We start from the raw sequence: 26,081 nt of genomic DNA, 5'->3' as shown, positions 1-26,081 counted from the left end.
CGTATAATCCTTGCACCTTGATGCACACTGGCAACATAATGCGCGTGCTCTTTCTTAGCCTTAACACAGACCAACCAGCATGCACACAGATGAACAGGCCCGAAATACGCAAATTGGCGTAATTTGCGCTATCGCCGCGTATACCATGTGGGGCATAGCACCCATTTATTTTAAACAGCTTCTGCACATTCCTGCCATGGAAGTACTGATGCACCGGGTGGTGTGGTCAGTGGTGGTGCTGGTGGTATTAATTGGTACATTTAAACAATGGCCTAAAGTGCGTTATGCCTTAACTTCCCGCAAGGTTATTTTTACCCTGTTTATTGCCGGGTTGTTGCTGGGAGGAAACTGGCTATTATTCATCTGGTCGGTTAACCATGGTCATATGCTGGATGCCAGCCTGGGCTACTATATCAATCCATTGTTTAATGTATTTTTAGGTCGACTGTTTCTGGGCGAACGTCTTCGTCCGTTACAACAATTTGCGGTGGTACTGGCCGCGATCGGGGTGGGTATACTTATCTTCAGCTATGGGCAACTGCCCTGGATAGCATTAGTCCTGGCCTTTACTTTTGGCGTTTACGGCCTATTGCGTAAACAAGTTGCGGTAGATCCCTTGCCGGGTCTGTTTTTAGAAACCTTAATGCTACTGCCGCTGGCCCTTGGCTATTGGGTAATAATGGGGTCACAGTATGCAGATTTAACCAGTAATCCTACCAGCCTGAACCTCTTATTACTGGCCGCGGGAATTGTGACCACCGCCCCCTTGTTATGTTTTACCGCTGCCGCGAAGCGGATCATGTATTCTACTTTGGGATTTTTTCAGTATATCGGGCCGTCGCTGATGTTTTTACTGGCGGTGTACCTGTATAACGAGCCGTTAGCGCCGGGTCGCCTGATGACCTTTGGGTTTGTATGGATGGCCTTACTGATTTTTAGCCTCGATTCGCTCAATGCTTATCGCAGCCAGCGTAAAGCGCGGCTGGCCAAATTGGCTTAACAGGAGGCGACGCGCGATAGGGCAGCAGGTAGCACGATATCGCTGACAATGCGGTTACGGCCCTGGCTTTTTGCCTGATACAGCAGTTTGTCTGCCTGGCTTATCGTCTCGCCCAAATCCGCCGACAGCTGCGTAACCAAACCAATACTGGTGCTAATTGACAACGAGTGGGCGCCAATCTCCATGGGGGTGCTGGCTAACTCGCGGCGAAAATTCTCCAACCGCTTAAATGCCAGTTTTGGCGGGGTTTGCGGAAGAAAGATACAGAACTCTTCCCCCCCGAACCGGGCGATCACGGCATCACTGAAGTGTTGTTTAAGTAAGCCAGATGTTTTCCAGAGCACCCCATCGCCGGCGTCGTGGCCATAAGTGTCGTTAACTTGCTTGAAAAAATCTAAATCGATAACGGCCAACGCCTGCGCCTGGGGGGAATTGCTTACCAAGGGGCCCAGCTTGTCGAAAAAATAGCGGCGGTTGAACAGCCCGGTTAAAAAGTCGGTATTGGCCATCATAGTAAGCGCTTCGACATGTTCAATTAGCTCAATATTCTGGCTTATCCGACACAAAAACTCTTCATGGCAAAATGGCTTAAGCAAAAAGTCGTTGGCCCCGGATTTGATATAACGCGCGGAATTCATTTCATTGTCGTTATCACATACGCTGATGATGGCCAGGCGTTCCTTAGCATAATCAACCCGTAGGTTGGCGATCAGGGCGGTACTGTTTTGGTCGTCGAATTCTGCCCCGGTGATAACCATTTTGATATTCCGGTTTTCCCGCAGAAGCTGCTGGGTATCGGCGGCATTAGTTACTTCGTAGGTGGTAAAATTATGCCGTTTCAGCAACGACAGCATATGTCGGGCCGAGGCCCTATCCTGGCCGGCAACCACCACACCAATATGTTTGTTACGTTCAAGGCGCACCAGTAAGCGGCTCAAATAATCATAGGTTTGTGCATTTTCTTTGGGGATATAGTCGACCACCTCACGGCTCAGTACATCGCTGCGAGTTTGATAATCCATGCGGCCAGTTACCACGATGGTCGGCAGGACACAGTCGAGGCAAAAGTCGATAGCCTGACCATTGGCGGCATCGGGCAGGCTATAGTCCACAATCGCACATAAAAATGCTTCGGGAATAGAGTGGGAAAACAGATGTTTGGCTTCGGTAAGCGACTGCGCCGGCACAGCTTCTAAACCGGCTTTTTCAATGAGTTTGACAACAATATTCATTGCCATTCTACTGTCTTCAATTACCAGAACTTTCTTTTGCATATCTGCCGCCAACCGTTGAGTGTCCGGCCATTGTGCGACAACACAGTCTATCTTCAATTAGCCTTTAGTTTAGCATAGGCCATCACTAGCCATTTTGAACCGAAGTCATCAAAGTTAACCTGCACCCTGGCATGATCCCCAGAGCCTTCATAATTCAGTACAACACCTTCACCAAACTTTGGATGCTCAACCCGCTGACCTAAGGCAAAGCCGCTACCTTCAAAGGCTTCATGGGAAGCCATACGGCTAAACCGGTTATGCACCGGGCGCGAAATCTGGCTTTTAAGACGTACTTCCTGAACATATTCGCCCGGAATTTCGCGAATAAACCGCGATGCCGTATGAAATTTGTCCTGACCGTATACTCTGCGGCTTTCTGCGTATGTTATGAACAGTTTTTTCATGGCCCGGGTCATGCCCACATAACAAAGCCGGCGCTCTTCTTCCATACGCCCTGGTTCATCATTGGTCATTTGAGAGGGAAACATGCCTTCTTCCACCCCAGCTAAAAAGACCAGCCCAAACTCCAGGCCTTTCGCACTGTGGATAGTCATCATCTGCACCGCGTCCTGCTCAGAGTCGGCTTGGGTATCTCCGGCTTCAAGCGAGGCGTGGGCTAAAAATGCACTCATAGGTGTCATTTCTTCGGCTTCTTCGGGCACGATAAACTGCTTACAGGCAGTGACTAGCTCTTCAAGGTTTTCCAGGCGGGCCTGGGCTTTTTCACCGCGCTCGGCCTGATACATGGCATATAGTCCGGACTGGCGAATGGCTTTGTCGGCCTGTTCTTCCAACGGCAATCCATGCACCGCTTGTTCCAGTTCACTGACCAGCGTGGTAAACGCTTGTAGCGCCTTAGACGCCCGCCCCGTCAGGCTATTCTCGGTAAGCAGCAGGTTACTGGCCTGCCATAGTGAACAATTTTGCTCACGGGCGGCGGCCCGTACCTGGGTTATGGTTTTTTCGCCGATGCCCCGGCTTGGGGTATTCACTACCCGTTCAAAAGCAGCATCGTCATGCGGGTGGTTCAGCATACGCAGATAGCCCAGTGCGTCTTTTATTTCCTGGCGTTCAAAGAACCGCAGGCCGCCGTAAATGCGATAAGCAATACCCTCATGTAGCAACGCTTCTTCTAATACCCGTGATTGCGCGTTATTCCGGTATAAAATGGCACTGTCGTTCAGGCTATTTCCGTCATCTATCCAGCTTTTTATCTGGGAAACAATAAAGCGGGCTTCATCAAGTTCGTTGAAGCCCGCATAAACCGAAATAAGCTCGCCTTCGCTATCTTCGGTCCATAGCTCTTTACCTAAGCGACCGGAATTATTGTCGATAACCGCATTGGCTGCATTAAGGATATTGCCGGTGGAACGGTAATTCTGTTCCAGGCGGATAGTTGATGTGTCACCGAAGTCTTTCAAAAAATTATGGATATTATCTACATTGGCGCCGCGCCAACCGTAAATAGACTGGTCATCGTCGCCTACAATCATAATATTATTGGTATTGCCGCTACATAACATGCGCAGCCAGGCGTACTGAATGTTATTGGTATCTTGAAACTCATCCACTAATACCGCCCGAAAGCGGCGCTGGTAATGAGCCAGCACTTCAGGGTTTTTTGCCCACAGCTCATGGGCCCGCAATAACAGCTCGGCAAAATCGACTAACCCGGAACGGTCGCAGGCTTCCTGGTAAGCTGTGTAGATTTCACGCATTTTTTGGGCGGTGGCGTCACCATGGGTTTCAATATGCTGAGGGCGTAATCCTTCATCTTTATTTCCATTGATGTACCACTGAACCTGGCGAGGGGCCCAATGTTTCTCATCCAGATTCATAGCGCGCAATATACGGCGGACCAGGCGATACTGATCGTCTGAGTCCAGAATTTGAAAGTTTTCAGGTAACCCAGCCTCGGCATGATGGGAACGTAGCAGGCGGTGCGCTAAGCCATGAAAGGTACCAATCCACATGCTATTGAGCCCGCGCCCCATCAGGCTTTCAATTCTGCCCCGCATTTCGCGTGCGGCCTTATTGGTGAAAGTAACCGCCAAGATAGAAAATGGCGTAATATTTTCCACTTCCATCAACCAAGCTATTCGGTGAACCAATACACGGGTTTTACCACTACCGGCGCCAGCCAGAACAAGCATGTTTGAAAGCGGCGCTGCTACTGCTTCACGTTGTTTGTCATTTAAGCTGTCGAGCAGTAACGATACATCCATAATTTGCGGCTACCTGTTATCTGATAAAAAGAAAATAAGGGGCATTGATTTATGCCACGCAATTATGCCAGTGAACTGTGCGTTTATACAGGGCAGGTAGGGAATTTATCTTGGAGAGGGACGTAAAGGGGAAAGAGCGGGTGTTGTACAACGGTGGTACAACACCCTCAAAATGCTAGTTAAAGTAACCGTCTACTTCACGCTCAGCTTCTTCGCGGGATTTGCCATAATGCTGCTGAACTTTGCCGACTAGTTCTTCACGCCGGCCATCGATGACATCCAAATCATCATCTGTAAGTTTGCCCCATTTCTGCTGAACCTTGCCTTTCATCTCTTTCCAGTTACCTTCGAAGCGATCATTGTTCATGCATTTCTCCTTATAACACTTTAATAGGTGCTCTTTCGAGCCGAGCACCCTTAGTTACCTGCATAGCCTGTACCTGCTTGCCACATGTTTTTATAAGGCATTGATATATAGGGTATAGTGCGTATTTTAGATGGTCGGCCTACACGAATGCGGTGCCGGTTTGGGGCTCAGGCGTGCACCTTTTACATAGCACAACGCAATTTTTGTATGAAAAATTCTTCATTCGGCCGGATGAACAATAACCACAGCATAACGGTACAAATTGCGATTTATCTTGACCATGCGCTTTTTCTCGCCTTTACCTTGAATTTTTTCTCAGCAATGCCACTGTATGGGCTCATTCATTGAAGCTACCACCAGGAACATGCTATGCAGGTACTTAACCAAACTACCGACTTCTGGCTTGACCTCAAAAAAGAGGCGCAGTCGATAGCCAATAACGAGCCCTTACTGGCCAGTTATATTCATGCCTGCATTTTGACTCACCATAACTTTGAGTCTTCGCTGAGCTTCATTCTGTCAAATAAAGTAGCCGATGATGTGATGCCTGCTTTAGCCATTCGTGAAGTGTTTGACGAGGCCTACCTGCTAGAGCCCGCTATTGTGGATTCAGCAATAGAAGATATTAAAGCTGTCCACGAACGAGATGCGGCAGTGAACAACTATCTGACACCTTTGCTGTACTTCAAAGGTTTCCAGGCCGTTCAGGTTCATCGAATGGCCAACTATCTGTGGAAAAAAGGCCGTCATCAACTGGCGTTATTTTTACAAAGTCGAAATTCTGAAGCCTATGGGGTAGATATCCACCCGGCTGCACAAATAGGTAAAGGTGTCATGTTCGATCATGCCACTGGTATAGTTATCGGTGAAACCGCCGTAATAGAAGACTACGTTTCCTTATTGCAAAGCGTGACACTTGGTGGCACGGGTAATGAATCAGGCGATCGTCATCCCAAAGTGCGCCAGGGTGTATTAGTAGGTGCAGGGGCCAAGATTCTCGGCAATATTGAAATTGGTGAGGGTTCTAAAGTGGGAGCGGGCAGTGTGGTATTGAGTGACGTGCCACCCCATACTACCGTGGTAGGCGTACCAGCCAAAGTAGTAGGGCGTCCTTGCTGCCAGCGACCTTGTGACTCGATGAGACAAAATGTGTTAGAAGACAACGGTACGCTGGAGTAACCACGCTAGCGGCCAAATCAGCGCGCTGTCGGTCTATAGTAAAGTGTGCAATTCATCCAGGCGGGCCAGTTCCACATGAGGGAGCACCCGCACTGCCTCAGTACGAATATCCATAGGCCGGTTACAGGCGAACCAGGCGCTTTGCATGCCAGCGGCCACCGCGCCATACACATCTTTTTCCAAATTATCACCCACGTGTAAAATCTGTTCGGCAGGCACATCCAATAAACTTACTGCTTCATCAAACATATGTCGTGAAGGCTTCATGGGCCGCTCCAGACTGGCGTGCAAGACGGTGGGGAAGTAGCGGCTCAGGCCTGTGGCCTGCGTATCAACATTGCCGTTAGTTATACCCAGTAAGGGGATACGGGTAGCCAGTTCTGCTAACGTATGGTGAACGTCCTCGGCTAAACCAAACTGACTACGGGCGGTGTAAAAACAGTCGAAACATGCCTGGGCTGCCGCTTTGAGCGCTTCGGGTTGGGTCACATCCTTGCCCAATGCCTGTTCCAGCGAACGCATTCTTAATTGCCCCATATCGCTGGCTAGGCGCGGGTCGTCGGAAATGAGCTGGTATTTGATACTTTGCCAATTCGCGGCGGTGAGTAAGGCTGCCTGCTGATAGTGCTTACTCAGGTATTCCTTTAATGCTACTTCGGCTGCACGAATAACAGGGCCATTGTTGTATAGGGTATCGTCTAGGTCAAAGGTCATAGCCTTAACAGGCCCTAACGGACGGTAAAAGCGCATGATGGCTCCTTTAATTATACAATCTGTACGCAAGCATACGGCTTCAATACTACGTTTTTTTCCGGGCTTTGGGATGAGCCGCATCATAGACTTTGGCTAAATGCTGAAAATCCAGATGAGTATAGACTTGCGTGGTAGATAAATTAGCGTGCCCGAGTAATTCCTGTACTGCACGAAGATCGCCACTGGACTCTAACACGTGAGTCGCAAAGGAGTGACGCAGTTTGTGAGGACTCACTTTGCGTCCTAGACCTTGTTCAATAGCGGCAACTTCTAACCGGTTAGCCACTTGCCGATTAGAAATACGACGCTTTTGCTGGCTAACGAATACCGCTTTTTCGTCTGGTTGGCAAAATTGTGGACGTACTGCCAGCCATTGCGACATGGCTTGGCGGGCCATTTTGCCCATGGGCAATACCCGCTCTTTACTGCCTTTACCCCGCACCCTTAACGTGCCGTCAGCCTGACAGTCCATCAGATTCAGGCCGGTTAATTCACTCAGCCGTATCCCACATCCATATAATAACTCAAACATGGCTTTATCGCGTATGGCCAGAAGTGCGTCTTCATCTTTATTGAGCAGATGTTGCATATCCTCTACAGACAACTGGCGGGGCAATGGCCGGCCTTGTTTAGGCGCTTGTATGCCTTCTACCGGATTACTGAATAACTGTTCCTGATCAATTAGATATCGGCAAAAGGTGCGCAGCGCCGACAAGCGCAAAGCGATACTACGCGCATGCTGGCCCTCCCGCTTCGAACTGCTCAGTACACGTTTTACATCAGCCGGGGTAAGGCCAGACCAATCTTCCAACGATAGCGTGGTAGCAATATAGGTTAATTGACGGTGGTAATTGGAAAGGGTGTGAGGCGATAGCCCCCGTTCAATGCGTAAATGCAGAAGAAATTTGTCCAGCCAAAAGGCGCAGGCATCTGTAAGCTCAGCCGGTGACGCGCTGGTGGACATTAGTATCTTAGTAAATCAGGAATAACGATATTGAGCACCTGTTGTAGTTGTTTCAACAACAAAGTGTCCATATCCGGGGTGAAGTGACTGGGATCGCGACTCCCCACTGCTATCAGCCCAATTTCCTGTTTGTCGCCTAGTAAAATAAGCGCAGCCGACTCGGCGATATCTTCACCAAACAGTAGCTGACGTTCATGTTGACTCAACCGGCCAAAGAAAAAAGGACTGTTCTTAAAGCGCTTCTCAACAAACAACCGGCGTTGTAATTCGGGTAACGCATGGGGGCCACTAAATAAACGTAGCGTGACAGAGGCCAGATCCAGCTCTTCCTGTAGTACTTCTTCCAGTTTAAGCTGAATCTCAGGCACACTTTTACACGTAAGCAACTGCACATTCAGGTCGGTATACACGCGGTATATTTTTTCGTTTTGGCGCGCAATACCAATCAGCTGATTGAGTTTGAAATTTTGCTGACGTACTTTTTTGCGCAGTTGTTCGCTTTGAATTTCTACCAGCGATACGCTGCCCTTGAGCGCATGAGGAATTTTCAGGCGCTCAAGTAATTCCGGATGTTGAGTGAAAAATTCGGGATGTTGTAACAGGTAAGCGCTGACCTCTTCAGCTGATACCGGATTCGCCTCGTCATACTGCGGGGTGAGCTTTAGTGTAGAATTAGCCTTCCCTGACACATCATTCATATATTCAGTTGTCCGTCATAAATATGTTCCGCCGGTCCGGTCATTTTTAATACTGATCCTGGCCCCTGCCAGCGAATGCGTAAATTACCGCCTGGTAACTCTACTTTCACGTCTTTGCCCAGCTTTTCCTGAATCTGGCCAATAGCTACGGCGCCACAAGCCCCACTGCCGCAGGCCATCGTTTCTCCTACGCCACGCTCAAACACACGCAGTTTAATATGAGTAGGATCGATAATTTGCATAAAGCCAACATTTACCCCTTCAGGAAAACGCTCATGTTTTTCTAACAGTGGCCCAATGGTCTCTACCTCGGCGGTATCGACATCGTCTACTTCCAGCACACAATGGGGGTTGCCCATCGAGACCGCGCCATAAAACAGGGTATGATTACCCTCCCGGATAAGGTAGGTTTTTTCCTGTTTATTGGCTTTTAATGGAATTTGTGCGGGCTCAAATTCAGGCTTACCCATATTAACCGTAACCTGACCGTCTTTCTCAAGGTATAGCACCATTTTTCCGGCTTTGGTACTAACCAGTATTTTATTTCGGTTAATCAGGCCTTTCAGTTTAACAAAACGAGCAAAGCAGCGAGCCCCGTTACCACACTGGTTCACTTCCGTTCCATCAGCATTGAATATGCGGTAGTGGAAATCCTGGTCAGGGTCGTAAGGAGGTTCGACCATAAGTAGCTGGTCGAAACCAATTCCAAAGTGCCTGTCAGCCAGCTGCTGAATTTTGTCCTGAGAAAAATAGACATTCTGGGTAACGTTGTCCACTACCATGAAGTCATTGCCCAGTCCGTGCATTTTGGAAAATTGAATTTGCATTTACCGCTTTACTGCCTGTGTGTTATGGCCTCTAGTTTACGGAAGTTTATACTCGCCTTTCCAGAGATCTTTTTGATTTTCTCGCTCACGTACCACGATAACCTGATTTTTATCGACCATAATCTCCGCCGGGCGGCACCGGCTATTATAGTTGGAGGCCATTACAAAACCATAAGCGCCGGCGCTTCTCACTGCCAGTAAATCGCCTGGCGCTACCGCCAATTCACGATCGCGACCAATAAAATCGCCGGTTTCGCAGATAGGCCCTACAATATCGTAAACCCGGGGCGTCGCCTGGGTCTGCGTATCCACCCGGATGATATTTTGCCAGGCGCTATACAACGCCGGACGAATCAGATCGTTCATCGCAGCATCAACGATGGCAAAGTGCTTTTCTTCACCCTCTTTAATAAATTCAACCTGGGTGACCATAATTCCGGCGTTGGCTGCAATCGCGCGGCCTGGCTCTAAAATAAGCTTTAGTGCGTCGCGGCCGGTAAGGCGTTGGGCCAGGGCGGCAGCATATTCTTTAGGATGTGGGGGCGATTCTTTATCATAGGTTACCCCCAGACCGCCGCCTACATCCAGATGATGAATATGAATCCCTTTAGCGGCCAGTTCATCAATTAGCACCAATAACCGGTCAAGGGCATCTACAAACGGGTCGATATCGGTAAGCTGGGAGCCGATATGACAATCCATACCAATAATATTGAGGTTGGATAAACCCGCAGCCAGTTCATAGGTTGCCAGCGCACGCTCCCGAGCAATACCAAATTTATTGGCTTTTAGCCCGGTAGAAATGTACGGGTGGGTTTTGGCATCGACATCCGGATTGATGCGCAATGATATCGGCGCCTGCACTCCCAGGGTGGCAGCTACCTCATTGATACGGTGCAGCTCTGGTTCAGACTCCACGTTAAAGCACATGATGCCCTGTTCCAACGCGTAACGGATTTCTGCATGCTTTTTGCCCACGCCGGAAAATACAACCTTCGCCGGATCGCCGCCAGCTTCGATAACCCTGGCCAGCTCGCCAGCAGAGACAATGTCAAAGCCCGAGCCCAACTTTGCCAGTACGCTAAGTACACCAATATTGGAGTTGGCTTTTACCGCATAGCAGATAAGGTGAGGATGGCTGCCCAGCGCATCGTCAAAAGCACGCCAATGACGCTCCAGGGTTGCGCGCGAATAAATATAAACAGGGGTATGGTGTTGGGCGGCAATCTCTGCCACTGCAACGTCTTCAGCAAAAAGATGATTGTCGCGATAAACGAAGTAATCCATTAATCTCGGCCTTTAGCAGCGTTAGCGGGTGTGCTGTCCTGTGCTTCTGTCTGATTGGATTGCGCCTCGTCTGGAAGATACAAATCGCCCCGATAGCCGCAGGCAGATAGCAAGGCTGAAGACAACACAAAAATAAGGAGTAAACAGGGTTTTTTTAGCACGTCAGTCCCGTCGGGAATAGCTTAATGTGCCGATATCATCGCATTGCCGATTTAAATTGCAAGAGACAATAGTTTTTCGCGGGTTTTGTCGCCATATTTGACCCGTGCCCACAGTGCATCACACAAGCCTTTGGTATCTTTAAAATCACCGCGTTGTAGCCAGTCTATCAATACCCCGGGGTCGTCGGGAAATTCAATGGGTTCGTTTTCCGGCGCGGCTAACCACTCTTCGACTATGTCGGTATCCAGCTGAAACAGAGTCTGGCATAAGTCCAGTCGGCTCAGGGTAAGAACGTTAGACAGTTGCTCAAACTGCCCATGCAGGGGTTTGATTAGTAACTTTTTACCTAACTGTAACGCTTCGCTGGATAGCTCAAAGCCACCATTGGCAATTACCCCGGTACTATGTTGCAGCGCTTTTTGAAAGCCTGCTTTTGACGGCGGATACCACTGAATGTGACCGTGGCTTAACGGCGCGGAAATAGCCGGGTGATAGCACACAAATTGTTGCTCACTTAATGGTTCTAACAATTGCTGTATATCATTGATTTCTTCAAAGGGTAAATACACCAGCACATGGTTCTTGCCGGGGGATCTGAGCGGTTTTTCGCAGACAAAGGGCGGCACAATCGGCTGATTAAAGTGGAACCAGTGCACTCCAAGCTGTACATCGGTAGGGGCAAAATAGCGTAATAACATCCGGTCCATAATGTTATCGCCGGTTTTAGGTACAGCAAAGCCAAAAGCAGCCTGGTGGGAAATAGAAATAGAAGGTAATCCGGCACGCTTGGCGGCCCAGGCGGTGACCGGCTCAAAATCGTTTATAAGCAGGTCATAACCGGCAGTATCGAGGTGTTTTACATCCGCTAGAAACTGCGGAATATGGTTTTGTCGTAGCGTGGCCCATTTGTCGACTCTGCCATGCCGGGTGGTAAAGGTAAGGCCTTTACGGGTTTGATATTCACCGAACACTTCCATATCAAAATATTTATCTGCCTCCCGGCCGCTAAATATAAAATCCACGTCTATGTCACTACGATTTTTTAAGGCGGCAGCCATAATGCGGGCGCGGGCTATATGCCCATTTCCGGTGCCCTGAACACCGTACAATATTTTCATATTATCCTAATAGAGATAAACTCAGTGAAGCAATGGTAATACCCAAAAGTGCACCGGCCAGCACATCGGTAGGGTAGTGCACCCCCAACAGGACCCGTGACAACCCAATAAGCGCAGCCCAGCTATAAGCCGCAATGGCGAAGGTGGGGTAAAAGTGCGCCACAATACTGGCCATAAGACACGCTGCGGCAGTATGGCCGGACGGTAAGCTGAACTTATCAGAAGGGGTAACATGGGCTGTCATTTGCCCGGGTAAATCGCAGGGGCGGGGCCGTTTGACCATTTTTTTCAAGATGACGTAAACAGGCAGTTCTAATGCGTACGCCATAAGGGCGGTATACAAAAATAATTCTCCATGTTCCTGTTCAAAGCCCCACAGCAACATGCCAATAACAAAATACAGATAACCGTCGCCGGTTTTTGAAAGCCAGATAATACTGCGGCAGTCGCGCTTGAGTGTCTTACGGTGCAACAAGTAAAACAAATCGGTGTCGTACTTGGTCAAGGATTTGAAAAGCATAGCCTTGCCCCCCGGCGGTTGAGTAATTGTAAGGCTACGAAACCTCTATGACCCTGGGGTGACAGAAAAAAGAAATCTTTATGACAAGGCCCGGCGAATTAACCGGAAAAATCAATCGTGGACAGCAGAAAATTGCGTTAAAAGCCCCGTTTGAATTGCGCTAAATAATGCTATGCTAGTCGCGCGTGTAATCCGTCATGGATGGGTTATTACCGAGTTCGACATCCCGGACAATTTCGAGTCAACCATGAGAAGGCTTTACGATGGACTATAACACCTCTGAACTCTGCGATTTATTTGCCGACAGCGTCGACGTTGTCGATCCTATTTTTGCCAGCTACGGTGGTCGCTATTCTTTTGGTGGCGCTATTACCACGGTGAAGTGCTATGAGGACAGAGGTCTGATTGACCGGGTGCTGGCACAGCCGGGTAGCGGCAAAGTGCTATTAATTGATGGCGGCGGCTCGTCACGTCGCGCGTTAATCGATGCAACGTCAGCACAGCTGGCTATCGATAACGATTGGGAAGGCATTGTGTGTTACGGCAGCGTGCGGGATGTCGACACGTTAAGTGATTTTGACCTTGGTATTATGGCGGTGGCAACCATTCCGGTAAATGCTGACAGTGAGAGTATTGGCGATGTGGATGTACCGGTGAACTTTGCCGGGGTGACCTTCCTGCCAGAAGATCACCTGTATGCCGACAGCACCGGCGTAATATTATCGCCCGAACCTCTGGATCTTGACTAAGACTGGGGGTCTGGCAAAGCGGTAGCCGATTTTGTTTCTTTCGGCTGCTTTGCGGGCTTCTTATTTTTCGGCGGCACTTTTTGCGGTGTTGCCTGCGCCGGTTGCGGCGTTACCTGAGCTGGCGCGAATACACTATTTAGGTATTGCGCCAGTCTGATACCTGCCTGTTGTAAGCGGGTTTTTGCCTGTGGCAGGTGCGCGTACAAATAATCGTAAGACATATCGTTAGCATCTTCGGGGTAGACTTTATCTCGCAACTTAGTGCTTTCGGCTATCCAGGTCTGCGGATCAGTACTACTCCACTGACTGATTTGGTCGGCGGTTATTTTGGCGTCTAGCCAGTCAGTCCATTCTGTAAACGACAATTCACGTTGCGCCAGCATCTGGCTATCCCATACCCGGTGCAGGTTTGAATCTTCCCAGAAAAAACGTACTTTCAAGTCGTTACCGCCACGATCGGTACCGTTACCGGCATGCAGCGGCTGATGCAAATCGCCTATAATGTGGACCACAAAACGTAGCGCAAGCTGTTTGTCCTGGCGGCTGGCCTGCGGGCTTTTGAGGGTGTCAGTAAACGCCGCCAATGCGGTTACCGCGTCACCTTCTTCCGGCGCGCCTACCTGATGATAATGTTTACCTTTAGGTACCGTGACATAATGAAAGGGCGGGCTGGTCTTTTGCCAGTAGGGCGCTGGATTAGAGCGCATTTCATCGGCATAGGTCGAGGCTTCAGCCAGGGTTTCGTTCGGCAATAATTCTGCAATAGCCGACGCGGCATTCGGGCTTAAATAGCGCTGGGCAATCGCACCGGTTACACGGTGGCCGGTCTGTCCCCAACCCAAAGCAGGCAGGCTGGTTAGCATACCGGTGAGCAGGCAGGCAGCCAGTTTGATTGAATTTTTTGCAGACACATGCATGTGCATTATTCCTTTGATTGTATTGAATGTGCCTGATAACCCCAGCGGGCCATCAGTTGTTGGTCAAGACCAAGATGGTCAAGGATCCGCGCCACCACAAAATCCACCAAGTCGGCAATGGTTTTGGGTTGATGATAAAACCCGGGCGCAGCAGGCATTATAGTGACACCCATTTGTGACAACCTGAGCATATTTTCAAGATGAAGGCTGGAAAGGGGCATTTCCCGAGGCACCAATATCAGTTGCCCGCGTTCTTTCATAACCACATCGGCGGCCCGTTCAATCAGATTATCGCTGGCGCCACAGGCAATGGCGGATAAGGTACCGGTAGAGCAAGGGCATACTACCATTTGTTTAGGCGCCGCCGAGCCCGAGGCTACCGGCGAAAACCACTCTTCCTTACCGCATACGGTGATTTGTCCTTCACGGGCGTTAAAATGTTGGGTAAAAAATGCAGCCGCAGCATCAGGCCGAGCGGGAATTTTCATATCCTCTTCGGCGGTAAATACCACTTTGGCCGCCGAAGATATCAGAACATACACCTGATATTCCGCTGCCACCAACATTTCCAGCAGGCGTAATGCATAGGGCGCCCCGGAGGCGCCGGTTATTGCCAGCGTAATACGTTTATCCGTCATGGTGTTCTCCGTGTTCAGCCAGGGCAGTTAACAAGCGCTGATGAATACCTTCAAACCCGCCGTTACTCATTACCAGTATATGGTCACCTGGTTGGGCATTTGCAGTTACCGTATTAACAATATCCTGCACACTGGCATAACAGGCGGCTGGCGTTTGACTATGCTGGGCGGCGTCAGCTAATGACCAGTCCATACCAGCCGGTTCAAATAATAACACGCTATCGGCCAACTGCCAGGAGGCCGCCAGGGTGGTCTTATGAATACCCATTTTCATGGTATTTGAACGGGGTTCCAAAATCGCAATAATACGGTGGTTACCTACTTTTTTGCGCAAACCATCCAAGGTAGTCGCAATCGCCGTTGGATGATGGGCAAAATCATCGTACACCGTTACGCCGTTCACGGTACCTTTGCATTCCATGCGCCGCTTCACGTTCTCGAAATGAGCCAGCGCCGCCAGAGCGTCGGTAATTTGCACCCCAGCGTGATGGGCGGCGGCCACAGCCATTAGCGCATTGTCGACATTGTGTTGGCCTAGCAAAGACCAGCGCACCGTACCCACTTCACGTCCCTGATGAGAGACGGTAAAGGCACTGCCATCAGCATTCAGCAGCTGGGCCTGCCAGTCTTTACCCAGCAGCTGCTGCTCGCTCCAGCATCCTTTGTTCAGCGTTTCGCGGATAGCCGGTACCGCGGCCGGGGATAAGATAAGGCCATTTTGGGGCACCATGCGCACCAAATGATGAAACTGGGTTTGAATAGCGGCCAGGTCAGCAAAAATATCGGCATGGTCAAATTCCATGTTATTGATAACCAGTGTTTTCGGCCGATAGTGAACAAATTTGGAACGTTTATCGAAAAAGGCGCTGTCATATTCATCGGCTTCGATAACAAAAAACGGACTTTCGCCGGTACGGGCTGAAATGCCGAAGTTTTCCGGTACCCCCCCAATTAAAAAACCCGGTTTGAGGCCGGCGTATTCTAAAATCCAGGCAACCATACTGCTGGTAGTTGTTTTACCGTGAGTGCCGGACACCCCAATTACCCAGCGTTCATTGAGCAGGTTTTCCAATAACCATTGAGGACCACTGGTATAAGGCAGGTTGCGGTTTAAAACGTATTCCACCGCTGGATTACCCCGCGATAGGGCATTGCCAATAATCACCATATCCGGGGCCGGCTCGAACTGGGCGGGATCATAGCCTTGGGTTAAGCTGATGCCCAAAGCCTCAAGCTGGGTACTCATAGGAGGATAAACATTGTTATCGGACCCGGTGACCGTATGGCCCAGGGTTTTGGCGATGGCGGCAATTCCTCCCATAAAACTGCCGCAAATGCCCAGAATATGTACGTGCATAAACACTCAGCCTTGCTATTAAGGTTGGCTACTCTACCAGAAGCAACAAAAGGAGCGAATATCTCATTTCCCCTGAGTCGCGTTCAAAGGTACAATCTTAAACGCCGGTTAAAAAAGAAACGATAGCCTGCAAGGTCAGTGCCGCAGTCTGGGCCAGTTTTTGCAGTGTCTTTGGGTAATGCGCCCCGCAGGCAACAAAATCGTTAATCTGGCGTCCGGTAACCGATGGTTATACACCAGGTTATTGTGTAAAAACGATGTTTTAAAACCCTACAAAAACAAGGCAATCGCACGCATGAAACGTTTAAATTCTCAACTTCAGCACGATGGTGCGCCACTCGAACTCATTCTGCTTATCAGAACATTATTAGCAGGCTGTAAGGAAATTTCCTTTCGGGTGAGTCAAGGAGCCTTAGCGGGCGTGTTGGGCTCGACCCTAAGTGAAAACGTACAGGGTGAAACTCAAAAGAAACTGGACGTTATATCAAACCAGATTCTTAAAGATACCCTACGTGATTCAGGCTATGTGAAAGCGATATCGTCTGAAGAAGAAGACACAGTGGTACCGTGTAACCCCGAAGGTAATTATTTGGTGAGCTTTGATCCTCTGGATGGCTCTTCAAACACTGAGATCAACAGCCTGATCGGCACTATTTTCTCGATTACCCACGCGCCGCAATGGATGGACGCCGACGATCCTTCGGCTTTCCTGCAGCCCGGCACGCAGATGGTTGCTGCGGGTTACGTACTGTATGGGCCCTCTACTATGCTGGCGATGACGACCGGTCGCGGGACACATATTTATACCCTGGATAAAACCCACGGCGGCTTTCTCCTTACTCACCCGAATATTCAGGTGCCGGAACAAACCAGCGAATTTGCCATTAACGCATCTAACCAGCGCCATTGGGAGGCCCCGGTTAAGGCCTATATTGACGACTTGCTGGCGGGCCAGGAAGGACCGCGCAAGAAAGATTATAATATGCGCTGGGTAGCAGCCATGGTTGGCGATATTCACCGGGTATTATGCCGGGGGGGTATTTTCATGTATCCGTTTGATAAGCGTAACCCATCAAAACCGGGCAAGCTGCGGTTGCTCTATGAAGCCAATCCGATGGCATTTTTGATGGAGCAGGCTGGAGGACTGGCAAATACCGGCCAGGGCCGCATTATGGAAGTAATGCCTAATGAAATACACCAGCGGGTACCGGTCTTGCTGGGGTCCAAAGAAGAAGTAGAAACCTGTATGAGTTATTACCAACAATAACCTTACACGTAAAAAATTGCGCGGCAAATAGGCAGCTAACACTTAAGGTGTACATTGTTTGTTTTTATTTTGCCGCGCTAACCGTATACTTTACCCGTTTGTTCAGGCAAGGCTGTGCTAAGCATTGCAGGTTTGCCTGAGGAAATGTCACTTATTATTGGTTTAACACAAAGGAACGATTCATGAGTCTGAACTCTGTATCTGCAGGTAAAAATGTACCTGATGAAATTAATGTCATCATCGAAATCCCGGCCCATGCCAGCCCGGTTAAATACGAAGTAGATAAAGACAGCGGTGCAATGTTCGTCGACCGCTTCATGGCCACCTGTATGCATTATCCGGTTAACTACGGTTATGTGAACAATACATTGTCTGAAGACGGTGACCCGGTAGACGTATTGGTTATGACACCGTTCCCTATTCATAGCGGTTCAGTTATCCGTTGCCGCCCAGTAGGTGTACTTAACATGACTGATGAGTCAGGTGTTGATGCAAAAGTACTGGCAGTACCAATTGATAAGCTGTCGACTATTTATCGGGATGTGAAAGAAATCAGCGACGTGCCTGAGTTAACTAAACAGCAAATCGAGCATTTCTTTAGCCACTATAAAGACCTTGAGCCTGGCAAGTGGGTGAAAATTGACGGTTGGGCAGACGCCGCGGCAGCCAAAGAAGAAATTTTAGGTAGCATTAAACGCTACGACCAGTCAGCCTAATAATTCAGGTTATGGTATAGCAACATCAAAAAGAGCCCAGCGGGCTCTTTTTTTTATGGTCGATAACAGGCCAACGGTCCAGCCAATACGAGTAATTCAATGACCAACAGCGTTAATACATGAAATAATACGCGGGTAAATAATTTGCTAAGGAACATTATGTCATTTGCGAAATCATTGTTGCTGGTGGTACTGACCACGGTATGTTTTGTGGTAAGCGCCAACGAAGCAGAAGAAGTATACTGGGAAGACTTGGTGCCAGAAGGTTTTAATGAACTGGCCGCGCCAGCAGTGAATCATGATGGAACAATGACTCAGTTACAGCCGGATGCGCCCGTTGTCGAAAAATACGATGGCAAGCGTGTAAAAATTCCAGGCTTTGTGGTACCGCTTGAAGGAACCGCAGAACTCACCACTGAGTTTTTGTTGGTGCCTTATTTTGGCGCCTGTATTCATGTTCCGCCTCCATCATCTAATCAAATTGTGCATGTGAAGTTCGAAAAAGGCATCGCGATTGATGATTTGTATGATGCCATTTGGGTAACCGGAACATTATCTACCGCAGGTTGGAAAGGCGATATTGCTTCTGTAGGTTACAGCTTGACCGGCGAATCAGTAGGGCCGTTTTAATCATTTATCCCAGCCGGGTGCGAACCTTGTCGTCCCGCTTTGGCAAGCATTTTGAATAACTCATCCTAAAGGACGAGAAAAAGTGATTATATGTATCGTTTTTTCTCGTCTGACATATCCATTTTTGCCATGTAGTGTAAATGCTACATAGAGCGGGTTGCATGAGGAAGAGTTATGAAAAAGGCACTGGTTGTAGAAGGGGGCGCAATGCGCGGGGTCTTCGCCGCTGGTGTGCTGGATGTGTTTTTGGCGAAAGAGCAGCAATTTGATTTTGCTATTGGGGTGTCGGCCGGAGCGACCAATCTGTCCACTTTTGTTTCCCGCATTCCTGGCCTTAGCCGTACCCTGATAACCGAATACGCTACCCGCCGTGAGTTCTTCAGCCCGTTGCGCTTTATCCGTGGCGGCCATATGACTGATGTTCACTGGTTGTGGCATCAGGCCCGCGCACAGCTTGATAGCCGTCGTCCCTACGCTCCTTCTACCACCCCTTTGTATGTAGGTGTAACCAATGTGGATACCGGGCAGTGCGACTACATCAGAGCCGACCAAGACAATATCGATGATTTGATGGTCGCCTCTTGCTCAATACCGGTAGCCTATCGCGAGCAACCTAAAATTGGCCAGCACCGCTACGTAGACGGCGGGGTAGGCGATTCTATCCCGGTTCGCAAAGCTTATGAAATGGGCGCCCGCGAGATTACCGTGGTGCTGTCTCAGCCGCTGGGCTTTTCGAAACCTACGGTTAAATCGAGCTGGTTGTTGGAAAAGCTGTATGGCCACCAGCCCGCGTTGCTTGCCACCCTCCTTGGCCGCGCTGAGGTATATAATGAAACGCTGGAATTTTTAAAGCATCCGCCCGCGGATCTTACCCTTAATATTGTGGCGCCACCGGCTGGTTTTAATGTCAAACGTCTTACCATGGATCGTAAAAAACTCGATCGGGGGTACAAGTATGGCAAAATTGCTGCGCTTAAAATGCTACGTGAACACCGTCTGGCAGCGGCCTGAAATACAACCGCAGGTTATTTTGCTGCGGTATAAATATGTTCTGCGCGACTGAAGAGTAACCACGATGTAAGGATATATTTATCGTTGCTTATTGGTATTTGGCCACGATGGGTATGGGTAAAATAGGCCGGAGCAATAACCATTCTGCCGGCTTTCGGTTGTATTGACCGATTCTGATAATAAAAATCGGTTTCTCCCCCTTCCTCCACATCATTTAAATAAAACATAAACAACAGCACCCTGTGCAATGCCTCATTGTGGGGTAACTGCGGGAAAACTTCTGAATGCCAATAAGGATAGCCCCCTTCATTGGCGGTATAACGCTGGGCATTAATATCACCTACCCGGAACAGGTAATTGAGTAGATTAGGCAGGTTAGGCTTGCCTATCTCGGCAAAATTTTCCCCGGTTAGTTTCACGGGTTCACCGGTTTGTGGGTGGCGCACAGTTAACCCGATGGGGCCGACTATCGAAAAATAATACTTTTCAATATAGCGTAATAAGGCCTGTCCGGTTTTTTCCATCACAGGCTGAAAGAACGAGGAAAACTCCGAGCTTTCACTAAATGAGACATCCACACTGCGCTTTTTATCTAAATCAACGCCGCCACCGGTTTGCCCAGTGGATAGGTTCGGGCTTCGGTCAAATTGGGCAATTATTTCGTTACACAATGTCACCGGTAGAACGTCATCAACGACCTCGATAAAGTCGGTAGGCTCACTAAACATGGTTAGCTCTCCTTTAAGTGCTCGCCTAGCATTGCCTTCACCATATCGGGTATCGCGGCCGAGCGCTGGGTAGCAAAATCAAAATGTACCAGGGTGGTGGTGCCGGTGGCGCACTTAACCTCGCTCTGCCAGGCTTCCTGAAGTACCTCAAATGAGCTGTTGCCAATACGACTAACATAGGTCTTAACCGTGACCGGCTGGCCAAAAAACAGCTGTTGATGAAAATCCACGTGGTAGCTGGCAAGAATTAATGGCCAGTTTTTTAGGTCAAGGTCGGGGGTAAACAACCGAAACAGCGGATCACGGCCAGCTTCAAACCATTGTACGAGTACCGTGTTGCCAACATGCCCTAGTGCATCAGTTTCGCAAAAGCGCACATCAAAGGTAACTTCAAACGGAGTATTGTTGCTCATTAATTGTCTTGTTTTGATAGGGTAGCGTACTGCCCACCATAGCATGGTGGGCACAGGGGGAAAAGTTAACGCTGTTGATCTAACAGGGGTTTTAAGAAGCGCCCGGTGTGGGAACCGCTGGTTTCTGACACCGTTTCCGGTGTACCTTCAGCGATGATAAGGCCACCACCTGAGCCTCCTTCAGGGCCAAGGTCCACTACCCAGTCAGCGGTTTTCACCACATCCAGATTGTGTTCAATGACGACGACGGTATTGCCGTGATCCCGTAGACGGTGCAACACTGCCAACAACTGCCGTATATCATGGAAGTGCAAACCGGTAGTCGGTTCATCCAGTATATACAGGGTTTGGCCGGTATCCCGTTTAGACAGCTCTTTAGCCAATTTCACCCGCTGGGCTTCACCGCCTGAAAGTGTCGTGGCCGACTGGCCTAATTTAATATAGGCCAAGCCGACATCCATTAAGGTTTGTAGCTTGCGGGCAATGGACGGTATCGGGTCAAAGAATTCCCGCGCCTCTTCCACAGTCATGCTCAATACTTCATTAATATTCTGGCCTTTATACTGAATTTCTAATGTTTCACGATTGTAGCGTTTACCTTTACATACATCGCAAGGAACATAGACATCAGGTAAAAAGTGCATCTCGACCTTAATTACGCCATCGCCCTGACAGGCTTCACAGCGCCCGCCCTTCACATTAAAGCTAAACCGGCCAGGCTTGTAACCGCGGGAGCGGGCTTCCTGGGTACCGGCAAACAGCTCGCGAATGGGCGTAAAAATGCCTGCATAGGTGGCCGGGTTAGACCGTGGTGTACGGCCTATAGGGCTTTGGTCAATATCGACTACTTTATCCAGGTGTTCCAGACCACTCATCGCAGTATGGGGAGCGGGCTCATTGGCGGTGGCATTATTTAGCTCGCGCTGAGCAATCCGATAAAAGGTATCATTAATCAAGGTAGATTTACCCGACCCTGACACGCCGGTTACGCAGGTCATTAGCCCCACCGGAATATTCAGCGACACTGATTGCAGATTGTTTCCGGTCGCCCCTTCCAGCACCAACCATTTATCTTTATCAGTCGGTGTACGTTCGGCGGGAATTTCAATACGTTCACGGCCCGACAGATATTTGCCGGTAAGTGAGTCTTCACAATTTAAAATATCATCAAGTGATCCTGCGGCAATAACTTCACCGCCATGAACCCCGGCCCCGGGGCCGATATCGATAACAAAGTCTGCTTCGCGAATAGCATCTTCATCGTGTTCTACCACCAATACCGTATTGCCCAGATCCCGTAAGCGGGTGAGGGTTTTCAGCAGCCGTTCGTTGTCACGCTGATGCAGCCCGATAGATGGCTCATCCAGTACATACATTACACCCACCAGGCCTGCGCCAATTTGGCTGGCTAGCCGAATTCGCTGCGCCTCCCCGCCCGAGAGCGTGTCGGCACTGCGCGATAAACTCAAATAATTCAGCCCCACATTGATCAAAAAGCTCAAGCGGTCCTGAATTTCTTTTAGAATTTTTTCGGCTATTTGGGCTTTTTGGCCCACCAAGTCCAACGACTCAAAAAACTCAAAGGCACCGGCGATAGACATATCTGCTATTTTGGGCAGGTTGGTTTCCTGAATAAAAACATTGCGGGCCTCTTCCCGTAACCGCGACCCACCGCAGGTAGTGCAAGGCTGTTGACTAAGGTACTTAGCCAGTTCTTCCCGCACCGCGTTAGACTCGGTTTCCCGATAGCGGCGCTCCATATTAGGGATAACTCCTTCAAACGGATGCTTACGCTCCATGATATCGCCGCGGTCGTTAATATATTTAAACTTTAACGACTTGCCCTTAGACCCGTATAAAACGATGTCCTGGTCCTTTTTCGCCAGCTCACCAAAAGGTTTTGTCAGGTCAAATTCATAGTGGTCGGCGACCGCCTGAAGCATTTGAAAGTAGTAATAGCTGCGTTTATCCCAGCCACGAATGGCCCCGCCAGACAGACTTAGCTCGTCATTGGTCAAAATTCTGCTGGGGTCAAAAAACTGCCGGGTCCCCAGGCCATCACAAGTTGGGCATGCGCCAGCCGGGTTGTTAAAGGAAAATAACCGGGGCTCTAACTCACTAAGGCTGTAGCCGCAGTGGGGGCAGGCAAAATTGGCGGAAAACACGATTTCCGGGATACTGGCATCGTCCATATCTGCAATTTTTGCATTACCACCAGATAACTCCAGGGCAGTTTCAAAAGATTCCGCTAAGCGCAGCTGTAAGTCATCACGGACTTTAAACCGGTCAACCACCACTTCAATAGTGTGCTTTTTGTGTAAGTCCAGCTCTGGTGGGTCGGACAAATCACACACTTCGCCGTCGATACGCGCCCGAATGTATCCTTGCGCTGCCAGATTCTGCAGCATTTTGACGTGCTCACCTTTACGGTCCTGAACCACCGGAGCCAGCAACATAAGCTTTGCGCCTTCAGGCATTGCCAACACTTTATCTACCATCTGACTCACAGTTTGCGCATCAAGCGTAACATCGTGATCAGGACAACGCGGGGTGCCGACACGGGCAAACATCAAACGCAGGTAATCGTAAATTTCGGTAATTGTACCCACGGTGGAACGGGGGTTATGTGAGGTGGATTTTTGTTCAATAGAAATGGCCGGTGACAAGCCCTCGATATGGTCAACATCCGGTTTTTCCATCATTGACAAAAACTGTCGCGCATACGCCGACAGCGACTCAACATAGCGTCGTTGGCCTTCTGCATAGAGGGTGTCGAAGGCCAGCGAGGATTTTCCTGAGCCGGACAAACCGGTTATTACCACCAGCTTGTCTCTGGGGATTGTCAAATCGACGTTCTTCAGATTGTGGGTGCGGGCACCACGTATTTCGATTTTATCCATTGAAATCCATCAATTGCCAAAAGATCCAGTATGCCATACTGGACTTTGAAAAATAATCATTAGTTACGCCGCATGCACAAGGCAGATCACCTTGTCAGACTAAACCACTAATGGGCGGGACGAGATTTTGTGCTACACTTCGCGGCCTGATTAACGCAGAGGAAATGTAAGGTTTTGAACGCGATAGAGGTACGTGCGTCCCTGACTCTGGCATTAGTTTATGTGCTAAGAATGATGGGCCTTTTCATGGTAATGCCAGTATTGGCAGTCGCTGCTATGGAATACCCTGATTATTCTTCGGTACTGGTGGGCTTGGCAATTGGCGGCTATGGTCTGACGCAGGCTGCGTTACAGATTCCTATGGGCATGCTGTCTGATCGCTGGGGCCGCAAACCAGTTATTTTATTCGGATTGTGCATGTTCGCCTTGGGCAGTTTTGTGGCTGCCGGGGCTGAGAGCCTGACAATGATGATTGTAGGCCGGGTTTTGCAGGGGGCTGGTGCCATTGCCGGGGCTATTATGGCGCTGGCCACAGATGTCAGCCGCGAAACCCAGCGCGCTAAAGTCATGGCAATTATTGGTATTGCTATTGGTTTTTCATTTTACCTGGCGGTATTGGTGGGTCCTATTATTGCAAAACAATGGGGCCTAAGTGGCATCTTCCTGCTTACTGGCACATTGGCTATTTGCTGTATGCCGCTTATCCAATGGGTGGTTCCCACTACGGCCAAACTTAGCAGTGGGGATGTTCTGCCCCAGGCCGGCCAGCTTAAGCGGCTGGTTTTTTCTTCTCAGTTATGGCGGCTTAATATCAGTGTGATGTTCTTGCACATGATGATTACCCTGCTGTTTGTGCAATTACCCGTTACCTTGCTGCACTTTAATATGACCCTGGAGAGCCACTGGGAGTTATATCTACCGGTGCTCGGCGCCTCAGTGCTGGGGCTTATTGTAATGATGGGGATGGCCCGCGGACGGATGCCGCGCTCTTTAGTGTTGGCCGCAGCAGTATTTATGGCTAGCGCCTTCGGCATGCTGGCCTATGCAGACCATAATCAGTGGTTGGTGGTTGCCGCGGTGGTGCTGTTTTTTACTGGCTTTAATTACCTTGAAGCAAGCTTCCCGGCGTTAGTATCCAGTATTGCGCCAGCCGGTAACAAAGGTACGGCCATGGGTATCTATGCCAGTTTTCAGTTTTTCGGTGCGTTTATGGGAGGCGCCACGGCCGGGCTGGTAAGCGATCACTGGAGTGCAGAAACGGCATACCTGGTAGGCGCCATTGCTGCCACTTTATGGCTGCTGGTGTTACAGGGGCTGCGTGAGGTTAGCCGGATACGTCGGGTCACCTTGTACACTTCAGTGAATCAACCACGCGAAGACGCCCTAAAAGAGGCGCTGGCCGCCCTTGATGGCGTGGAAGAAAGTAATATTTCGGCCACCGAAGGGGTAGTGTATTTGAAAGTTACCGCAGCATTCGATTATAACGAAGCGGCGGTCACGCTACGTACCTTTGAAAGCTGAAACAGCCTTACCCAAAGTGCACCCTATGGGCCTGCAATTCGTAAAAAACGGTGAGCGCGGGTAAACATACCGCTTGTCTGCCCGCAAAACAGCCCAATAAAAAGGCTATCAGGTAATACAGCAGGAACATGAATATGAAGGTAGATTTAAGTGCCTATGAAGGCATTGTATTTGATATGGATGGCACATTAATAGACTCGATGGGTTCGCATATGCAGGCCTGGGAAAAAACTTGTGAAGCTTATGGCTATCCGTTTGACCTTACCTTTATGTATGAGCTTGGTGGTGTGCCTAGCGCAGGCACTGCACGTATTTTAAATGACAAGCACCAACGGGATCATGATCCCGATGAAGTGGCTGCCCATAAACGGGATGTCTGGTGGGAACTTGATCACAGCCCCACGCTAATTGAAGACACTATTGCGGTGTTTAACCATTACCGACCCTCTATGAAAATTGGGGTAGGTACCGGGGCTGATCGTAGCCAGGCGGAAAAACTGTTAGGCCAGCACGGCTTACTTGAACGTATTGACGCGCTGGTTACCTCCAGTGACGTTACTGACGGTAAACCGCACCCTGAAACCTTTTTAACGGTAGCTGAAAAAATCGGCGTTCCGGCCAACAAGTGTGTGGTGTTCGAAGACACCGAGATTGGTTTACAGGCTGCGCAGCGCGCAGGCATGGACTGTATTCTGGTGCGCGCCGGGAAGATTCAGCTGCCAACCGGTTAACCCGGGCAGATGCGTAGGCAGCAATGATTTTGTGGGCTATACTGGCCCGGCACTGGCCATCAACGGGTAGGGTGTAATGCTTTTTGGCACTATGCCAGGCCCGTTTGCCGCGGCCTTACGATAACAAAA

The 26,081-nt window shown here is 49.5% G+C and carries 26 protein-coding genes; 9 read left to right on the top strand and 17 right to left on the bottom strand.

Features of this window, described 5'->3' with window-relative positions; translation table 11 throughout:
- The first annotated feature begins 79 nt into the window (after window positions 1-79).
- The gene (gene rarD / locus D0Y50_RS18450; RefSeq protein WP_108566658.1) at window positions 80-1,000 is read left to right on the top strand and encodes an EamA family transporter RarD; all 921 of its coding nucleotides are present in this window, start codon (window positions 80-82) and stop codon (window positions 998-1,000) included.
- Here rarD and D0Y50_RS18445 read toward each other — a convergent pair.
- The 3 genes from D0Y50_RS18445 to D0Y50_RS18435 form a co-directional block, all read right to left on the bottom strand.
- Window positions 997-2,274, bottom strand: a complete 1,278-nt coding sequence (locus D0Y50_RS18445; RefSeq protein ID WP_108566659.1) for a GGDEF domain-containing response regulator — start codon at window positions 2,272-2,274, stop codon at window positions 997-999. The two genes, rarD and D0Y50_RS18445, sit on opposite strands and share 4 nt — an antisense overlap.
- A 53-nt stretch (window positions 2,275-2,327) precedes the next feature.
- Entirely contained in the window at window positions 2,328-4,499 is a 2,172-nt protein-coding gene (gene uvrD, locus D0Y50_RS18440) for a DNA helicase II (protein WP_108566660.1), read from the bottom strand.
- Between the two features lie 175 nt (window positions 4,500-4,674).
- Window positions 4,675-4,866, bottom strand: coding sequence for a CsbD family protein (locus D0Y50_RS18435; protein ID WP_108566661.1), 192 nt, complete (start codon window positions 4,864-4,866; stop codon window positions 4,675-4,677).
- 369 nt (window positions 4,867-5,235) lie between these two features.
- Here D0Y50_RS18435 and cysE point away from each other — a divergent pair, with 369 nt between their 5' ends.
- A complete protein-coding gene (gene cysE / locus D0Y50_RS18430; protein WP_108566662.1) occupies window positions 5,236-6,045 on the top strand; it encodes a serine O-acetyltransferase in 810 nt (269 codons plus the stop codon).
- 33 nt (window positions 6,046-6,078) lie between these two features.
- Here the strand turns inward: cysE and D0Y50_RS18425 are convergent, their stop codons facing one another.
- The 8 genes from D0Y50_RS18425 to D0Y50_RS18390 are packed head-to-tail and all read right to left on the bottom strand — an operon-like array spanning window position 6,079 to window position 12,374.
- Window positions 6,079-6,795, bottom strand: a complete 717-nt coding sequence (locus tag D0Y50_RS18425; protein ID WP_108566663.1) for an HAD-IA family hydrolase — start codon at window positions 6,793-6,795, stop codon at window positions 6,079-6,081.
- Between the two features lie 49 nt (window positions 6,796-6,844).
- Complete coding sequence (gene xerC / locus D0Y50_RS18420; RefSeq protein WP_108566664.1) at window positions 6,845-7,762, bottom strand: tyrosine recombinase XerC; 918 nt, start codon at window positions 7,760-7,762, stop codon at window positions 6,845-6,847.
- A complete protein-coding gene (locus D0Y50_RS18415) occupies window positions 7,762-8,460 on the bottom strand; it encodes a DUF484 family protein (RefSeq protein ID WP_108566665.1) in 699 nt (232 codons plus the stop codon). The genes xerC and D0Y50_RS18415 overlap by 1 nt, the downstream gene beginning before the upstream one ends.
- Complete coding sequence (gene dapF / locus D0Y50_RS18410) at window positions 8,457-9,287, bottom strand: diaminopimelate epimerase (RefSeq protein ID WP_117318384.1); 831 nt, start codon at window positions 9,285-9,287, stop codon at window positions 8,457-8,459. The genes D0Y50_RS18415 and dapF overlap by 4 nt, the downstream gene beginning before the upstream one ends.
- A 36-nt stretch (window positions 9,288-9,323) precedes the next feature.
- Window positions 9,324-10,574, bottom strand: coding sequence for a diaminopimelate decarboxylase (lysA, locus tag D0Y50_RS18405; RefSeq protein ID WP_108566667.1), 1,251 nt, complete (start codon window positions 10,572-10,574; stop codon window positions 9,324-9,326).
- Complete coding sequence (lptM, locus tag D0Y50_RS18400; protein ID WP_170145550.1) at window positions 10,574-10,735, bottom strand: LPS translocon maturation chaperone LptM; 162 nt, start codon at window positions 10,733-10,735, stop codon at window positions 10,574-10,576. Before lptM ends, lysA begins: the two co-directional genes overlap by 1 nt.
- Window positions 10,736-10,786: 51 nt before the next feature.
- Window positions 10,787-11,854, bottom strand: coding sequence for an MJ1255/VC2487 family glycosyltransferase (locus D0Y50_RS18395; protein WP_117318382.1), 1,068 nt, complete (start codon window positions 11,852-11,854; stop codon window positions 10,787-10,789).
- A gap of 1 nt (window position 11,855) precedes the next feature.
- Window positions 11,856-12,374, bottom strand: coding sequence for a phosphatase PAP2 family protein (locus D0Y50_RS18390; protein ID WP_117318380.1), 519 nt, complete (start codon window positions 12,372-12,374; stop codon window positions 11,856-11,858).
- Between the two features lie 263 nt (window positions 12,375-12,637).
- Here D0Y50_RS18390 and rraA point away from each other — a divergent pair, with 263 nt between their 5' ends.
- Complete coding sequence (gene rraA / locus D0Y50_RS18385; protein WP_108566671.1) at window positions 12,638-13,123, top strand: ribonuclease E activity regulator RraA; 486 nt, start codon at window positions 12,638-12,640, stop codon at window positions 13,121-13,123.
- Here the strand turns inward: rraA and D0Y50_RS18380 are convergent.
- Genes D0Y50_RS18380 through mpl form a run of 3 tightly spaced genes read right to left on the bottom strand, consistent with a single transcriptional unit; the run spans window position 13,120 to window position 16,035 of the window.
- Window positions 13,120-13,986 carry a S1/P1 nuclease gene (locus tag D0Y50_RS18380; protein WP_170145567.1) on the bottom strand — a complete coding sequence of 289 codons (867 nt, stop codon included), beginning with the start codon at window positions 13,984-13,986 and terminating at the stop codon, window positions 13,120-13,122. The two genes, rraA and D0Y50_RS18380, sit on opposite strands and share 4 nt — an antisense overlap.
- A gap of 59 nt (window positions 13,987-14,045) precedes the next feature.
- The gene (locus tag D0Y50_RS18375) at window positions 14,046-14,678 is read right to left on the bottom strand and encodes a flavin prenyltransferase UbiX (protein ID WP_108566673.1); all 633 of its coding nucleotides are present in this window, start codon (window positions 14,676-14,678) and stop codon (window positions 14,046-14,048) included.
- Window positions 14,668-16,035 carry a UDP-N-acetylmuramate:L-alanyl-gamma-D-glutamyl-meso-diaminopimelate ligase gene (gene mpl, locus D0Y50_RS18370; protein WP_117318376.1) on the bottom strand — a complete coding sequence of 456 codons (1,368 nt, stop codon included), beginning with the start codon at window positions 16,033-16,035 and terminating at the stop codon, window positions 14,668-14,670. The genes D0Y50_RS18375 and mpl overlap by 11 nt, the downstream gene beginning before the upstream one ends.
- A 295-nt stretch (window positions 16,036-16,330) precedes the next feature.
- Between mpl and D0Y50_RS18365 the strand changes: the two genes are divergently transcribed.
- The 4 genes from D0Y50_RS18365 to D0Y50_RS18350 all read left to right on the top strand — a co-directional run bounded on the left by D0Y50_RS18365 (window position 16,331) and on the right by D0Y50_RS18350 (window position 19,659).
- Window positions 16,331-17,302, top strand: a complete 972-nt coding sequence (locus D0Y50_RS18365) for a class 1 fructose-bisphosphatase (protein ID WP_108566838.1) — start codon at window positions 16,331-16,333, stop codon at window positions 17,300-17,302.
- 182 nt (window positions 17,303-17,484) lie between these two features.
- On the top strand, window positions 17,485-18,018 hold the full coding sequence (gene ppa, locus D0Y50_RS18360) for an inorganic diphosphatase (protein WP_108566675.1): 534 nt from the start codon (window positions 17,485-17,487) through the stop codon (window positions 18,016-18,018).
- Window positions 18,019-18,177: 159 nt separating this feature from the next.
- A complete protein-coding gene (locus D0Y50_RS18355) occupies window positions 18,178-18,648 on the top strand; it encodes a DUF3299 domain-containing protein (RefSeq protein ID WP_117318374.1) in 471 nt (156 codons plus the stop codon).
- Between the two features lie 174 nt (window positions 18,649-18,822).
- Complete coding sequence (locus D0Y50_RS18350) at window positions 18,823-19,659, top strand: patatin-like phospholipase family protein (RefSeq protein ID WP_117318372.1); 837 nt, start codon at window positions 18,823-18,825, stop codon at window positions 19,657-19,659.
- Window positions 19,660-19,673: 14 nt separating this feature from the next.
- Here the strand turns inward: D0Y50_RS18350 and D0Y50_RS18345 are convergent, their stop codons facing one another.
- The 3 genes from D0Y50_RS18345 to uvrA all read right to left on the bottom strand — a co-directional run bounded on the left by D0Y50_RS18345 (window position 19,674) and on the right by uvrA (window position 23,700).
- Window positions 19,674-20,387 (bottom strand): 2OG-Fe(II) oxygenase, encoded by a 714-nt coding sequence (locus D0Y50_RS18345; protein ID WP_108566678.1) that lies wholly within the window; start codon window positions 20,385-20,387, stop codon window positions 19,674-19,676.
- 2 nt (window positions 20,388-20,389) lie between these two features.
- Window positions 20,390-20,800, bottom strand: coding sequence for an acyl-CoA thioesterase (locus D0Y50_RS18340; RefSeq protein ID WP_117318370.1), 411 nt, complete (start codon window positions 20,798-20,800; stop codon window positions 20,390-20,392).
- A gap of 65 nt (window positions 20,801-20,865) precedes the next feature.
- Window positions 20,866-23,700 carry an excinuclease ABC subunit UvrA gene (uvrA, locus tag D0Y50_RS18335; RefSeq protein ID WP_108566680.1) on the bottom strand — a complete coding sequence of 945 codons (2,835 nt, stop codon included), beginning with the start codon at window positions 23,698-23,700 and terminating at the stop codon, window positions 20,866-20,868.
- A 174-nt stretch (window positions 23,701-23,874) separates the two neighbouring features.
- Between uvrA and D0Y50_RS18330 the strand changes: the two genes are divergently transcribed.
- The gene (locus tag D0Y50_RS18330) at window positions 23,875-25,221 is read left to right on the top strand and encodes an MFS transporter (protein WP_117318368.1); all 1,347 of its coding nucleotides are present in this window, start codon (window positions 23,875-23,877) and stop codon (window positions 25,219-25,221) included.
- 134 nt (window positions 25,222-25,355) lie between these two features.
- Entirely contained in the window at window positions 25,356-25,952 is a 597-nt protein-coding gene (locus tag D0Y50_RS18325) for an HAD family hydrolase (protein ID WP_108566682.1), read from the top strand.
- The last annotated feature ends 129 nt before the right edge of the window (window positions 25,953-26,081 follow it).

The organism is Salinimonas sediminis, assembly GCF_003429285.1.
Lineage (GTDB): Bacteria > Pseudomonadota > Gammaproteobacteria > Enterobacterales > Alteromonadaceae > Alteromonas > Alteromonas indica.
Note: the sequence above shows the minus strand (reverse complement) of the source record. Positions and strands in the feature narration are given on the sequence as shown.

Coding starts and splice junctions, on each gene's coding strand:
- rarD (WP_108566658.1), top strand. CDS start 80: ATGCACACAGATGAACAGGCCCGAAATACGCAAATTGGCGTAATTTGC.
- D0Y50_RS18445 (WP_108566659.1), bottom strand. CDS start 2,274: ATGCAAAAGAAAGTTCTGGTAATTGAAGACAGTAGAATGGCAATGAAT.
- uvrD (WP_108566660.1), bottom strand. CDS start 4,499: ATGGATGTATCGTTACTGCTCGACAGCTTAAATGACAAACAACGTGAA.
- D0Y50_RS18435 (WP_108566661.1), bottom strand. CDS start 4,866: ATGAACAATGATCGCTTCGAAGGTAACTGGAAAGAGATGAAAGGCAAG.
- cysE (WP_108566662.1), top strand. CDS start 5,236: ATGCAGGTACTTAACCAAACTACCGACTTCTGGCTTGACCTCAAAAAA.
- D0Y50_RS18425 (WP_108566663.1), bottom strand. CDS start 6,795: ATGCGCTTTTACCGTCCGTTAGGGCCTGTTAAGGCTATGACCTTTGAC.
- xerC (WP_108566664.1), bottom strand. CDS start 7,762: ATGTCCACCAGCGCGTCACCGGCTGAGCTTACAGATGCCTGCGCCTTT.
- D0Y50_RS18415 (WP_108566665.1), bottom strand. CDS start 8,460: ATGAATGATGTGTCAGGGAAGGCTAATTCTACACTAAAGCTCACCCCG.
- dapF (WP_117318384.1), bottom strand. CDS start 9,287: ATGCAAATTCAATTTTCCAAAATGCACGGACTGGGCAATGACTTCATG.
- lysA (WP_108566667.1), bottom strand. CDS start 10,574: ATGGATTACTTCGTTTATCGCGACAATCATCTTTTTGCTGAAGACGTT.
- D0Y50_RS18395 (WP_117318382.1), bottom strand. CDS start 11,854: ATGAAAATATTGTACGGTGTTCAGGGCACCGGAAATGGGCATATAGCC.
- D0Y50_RS18390 (WP_117318380.1), bottom strand. CDS start 12,374: ATGCTTTTCAAATCCTTGACCAAGTACGACACCGATTTGTTTTACTTG.
- rraA (WP_108566671.1), top strand. CDS start 12,638: ATGGACTATAACACCTCTGAACTCTGCGATTTATTTGCCGACAGCGTC.
- D0Y50_RS18380 (WP_170145567.1), bottom strand. CDS start 13,986: ATGCTAACCAGCCTGCCTGCTTTGGGTTGGGGACAGACCGGCCACCGT.
- D0Y50_RS18375 (WP_108566673.1), bottom strand. CDS start 14,678: ATGACGGATAAACGTATTACGCTGGCAATAACCGGCGCCTCCGGGGCG.
- mpl (WP_117318376.1), bottom strand. CDS start 16,035: ATGCACGTACATATTCTGGGCATTTGCGGCAGTTTTATGGGAGGAATT.
- D0Y50_RS18365 (WP_108566838.1), top strand. CDS start 16,331: ATGAAACGTTTAAATTCTCAACTTCAGCACGATGGTGCGCCACTCGAA.
- ppa (WP_108566675.1), top strand. CDS start 17,485: ATGAGTCTGAACTCTGTATCTGCAGGTAAAAATGTACCTGATGAAATT.
- D0Y50_RS18355 (WP_117318374.1), top strand. CDS start 18,178: ATGTCATTTGCGAAATCATTGTTGCTGGTGGTACTGACCACGGTATGT.
- D0Y50_RS18350 (WP_117318372.1), top strand. CDS start 18,823: ATGAAAAAGGCACTGGTTGTAGAAGGGGGCGCAATGCGCGGGGTCTTC.
- D0Y50_RS18345 (WP_108566678.1), bottom strand. CDS start 20,387: ATGTTTAGTGAGCCTACCGACTTTATCGAGGTCGTTGATGACGTTCTA.
- D0Y50_RS18340 (WP_117318370.1), bottom strand. CDS start 20,800: ATGAGCAACAATACTCCGTTTGAAGTTACCTTTGATGTGCGCTTTTGC.
- uvrA (WP_108566680.1), bottom strand. CDS start 23,700: ATGGATAAAATCGAAATACGTGGTGCCCGCACCCACAATCTGAAGAAC.
- D0Y50_RS18325 (WP_108566682.1), top strand. CDS start 25,356: ATGAAGGTAGATTTAAGTGCCTATGAAGGCATTGTATTTGATATGGAT.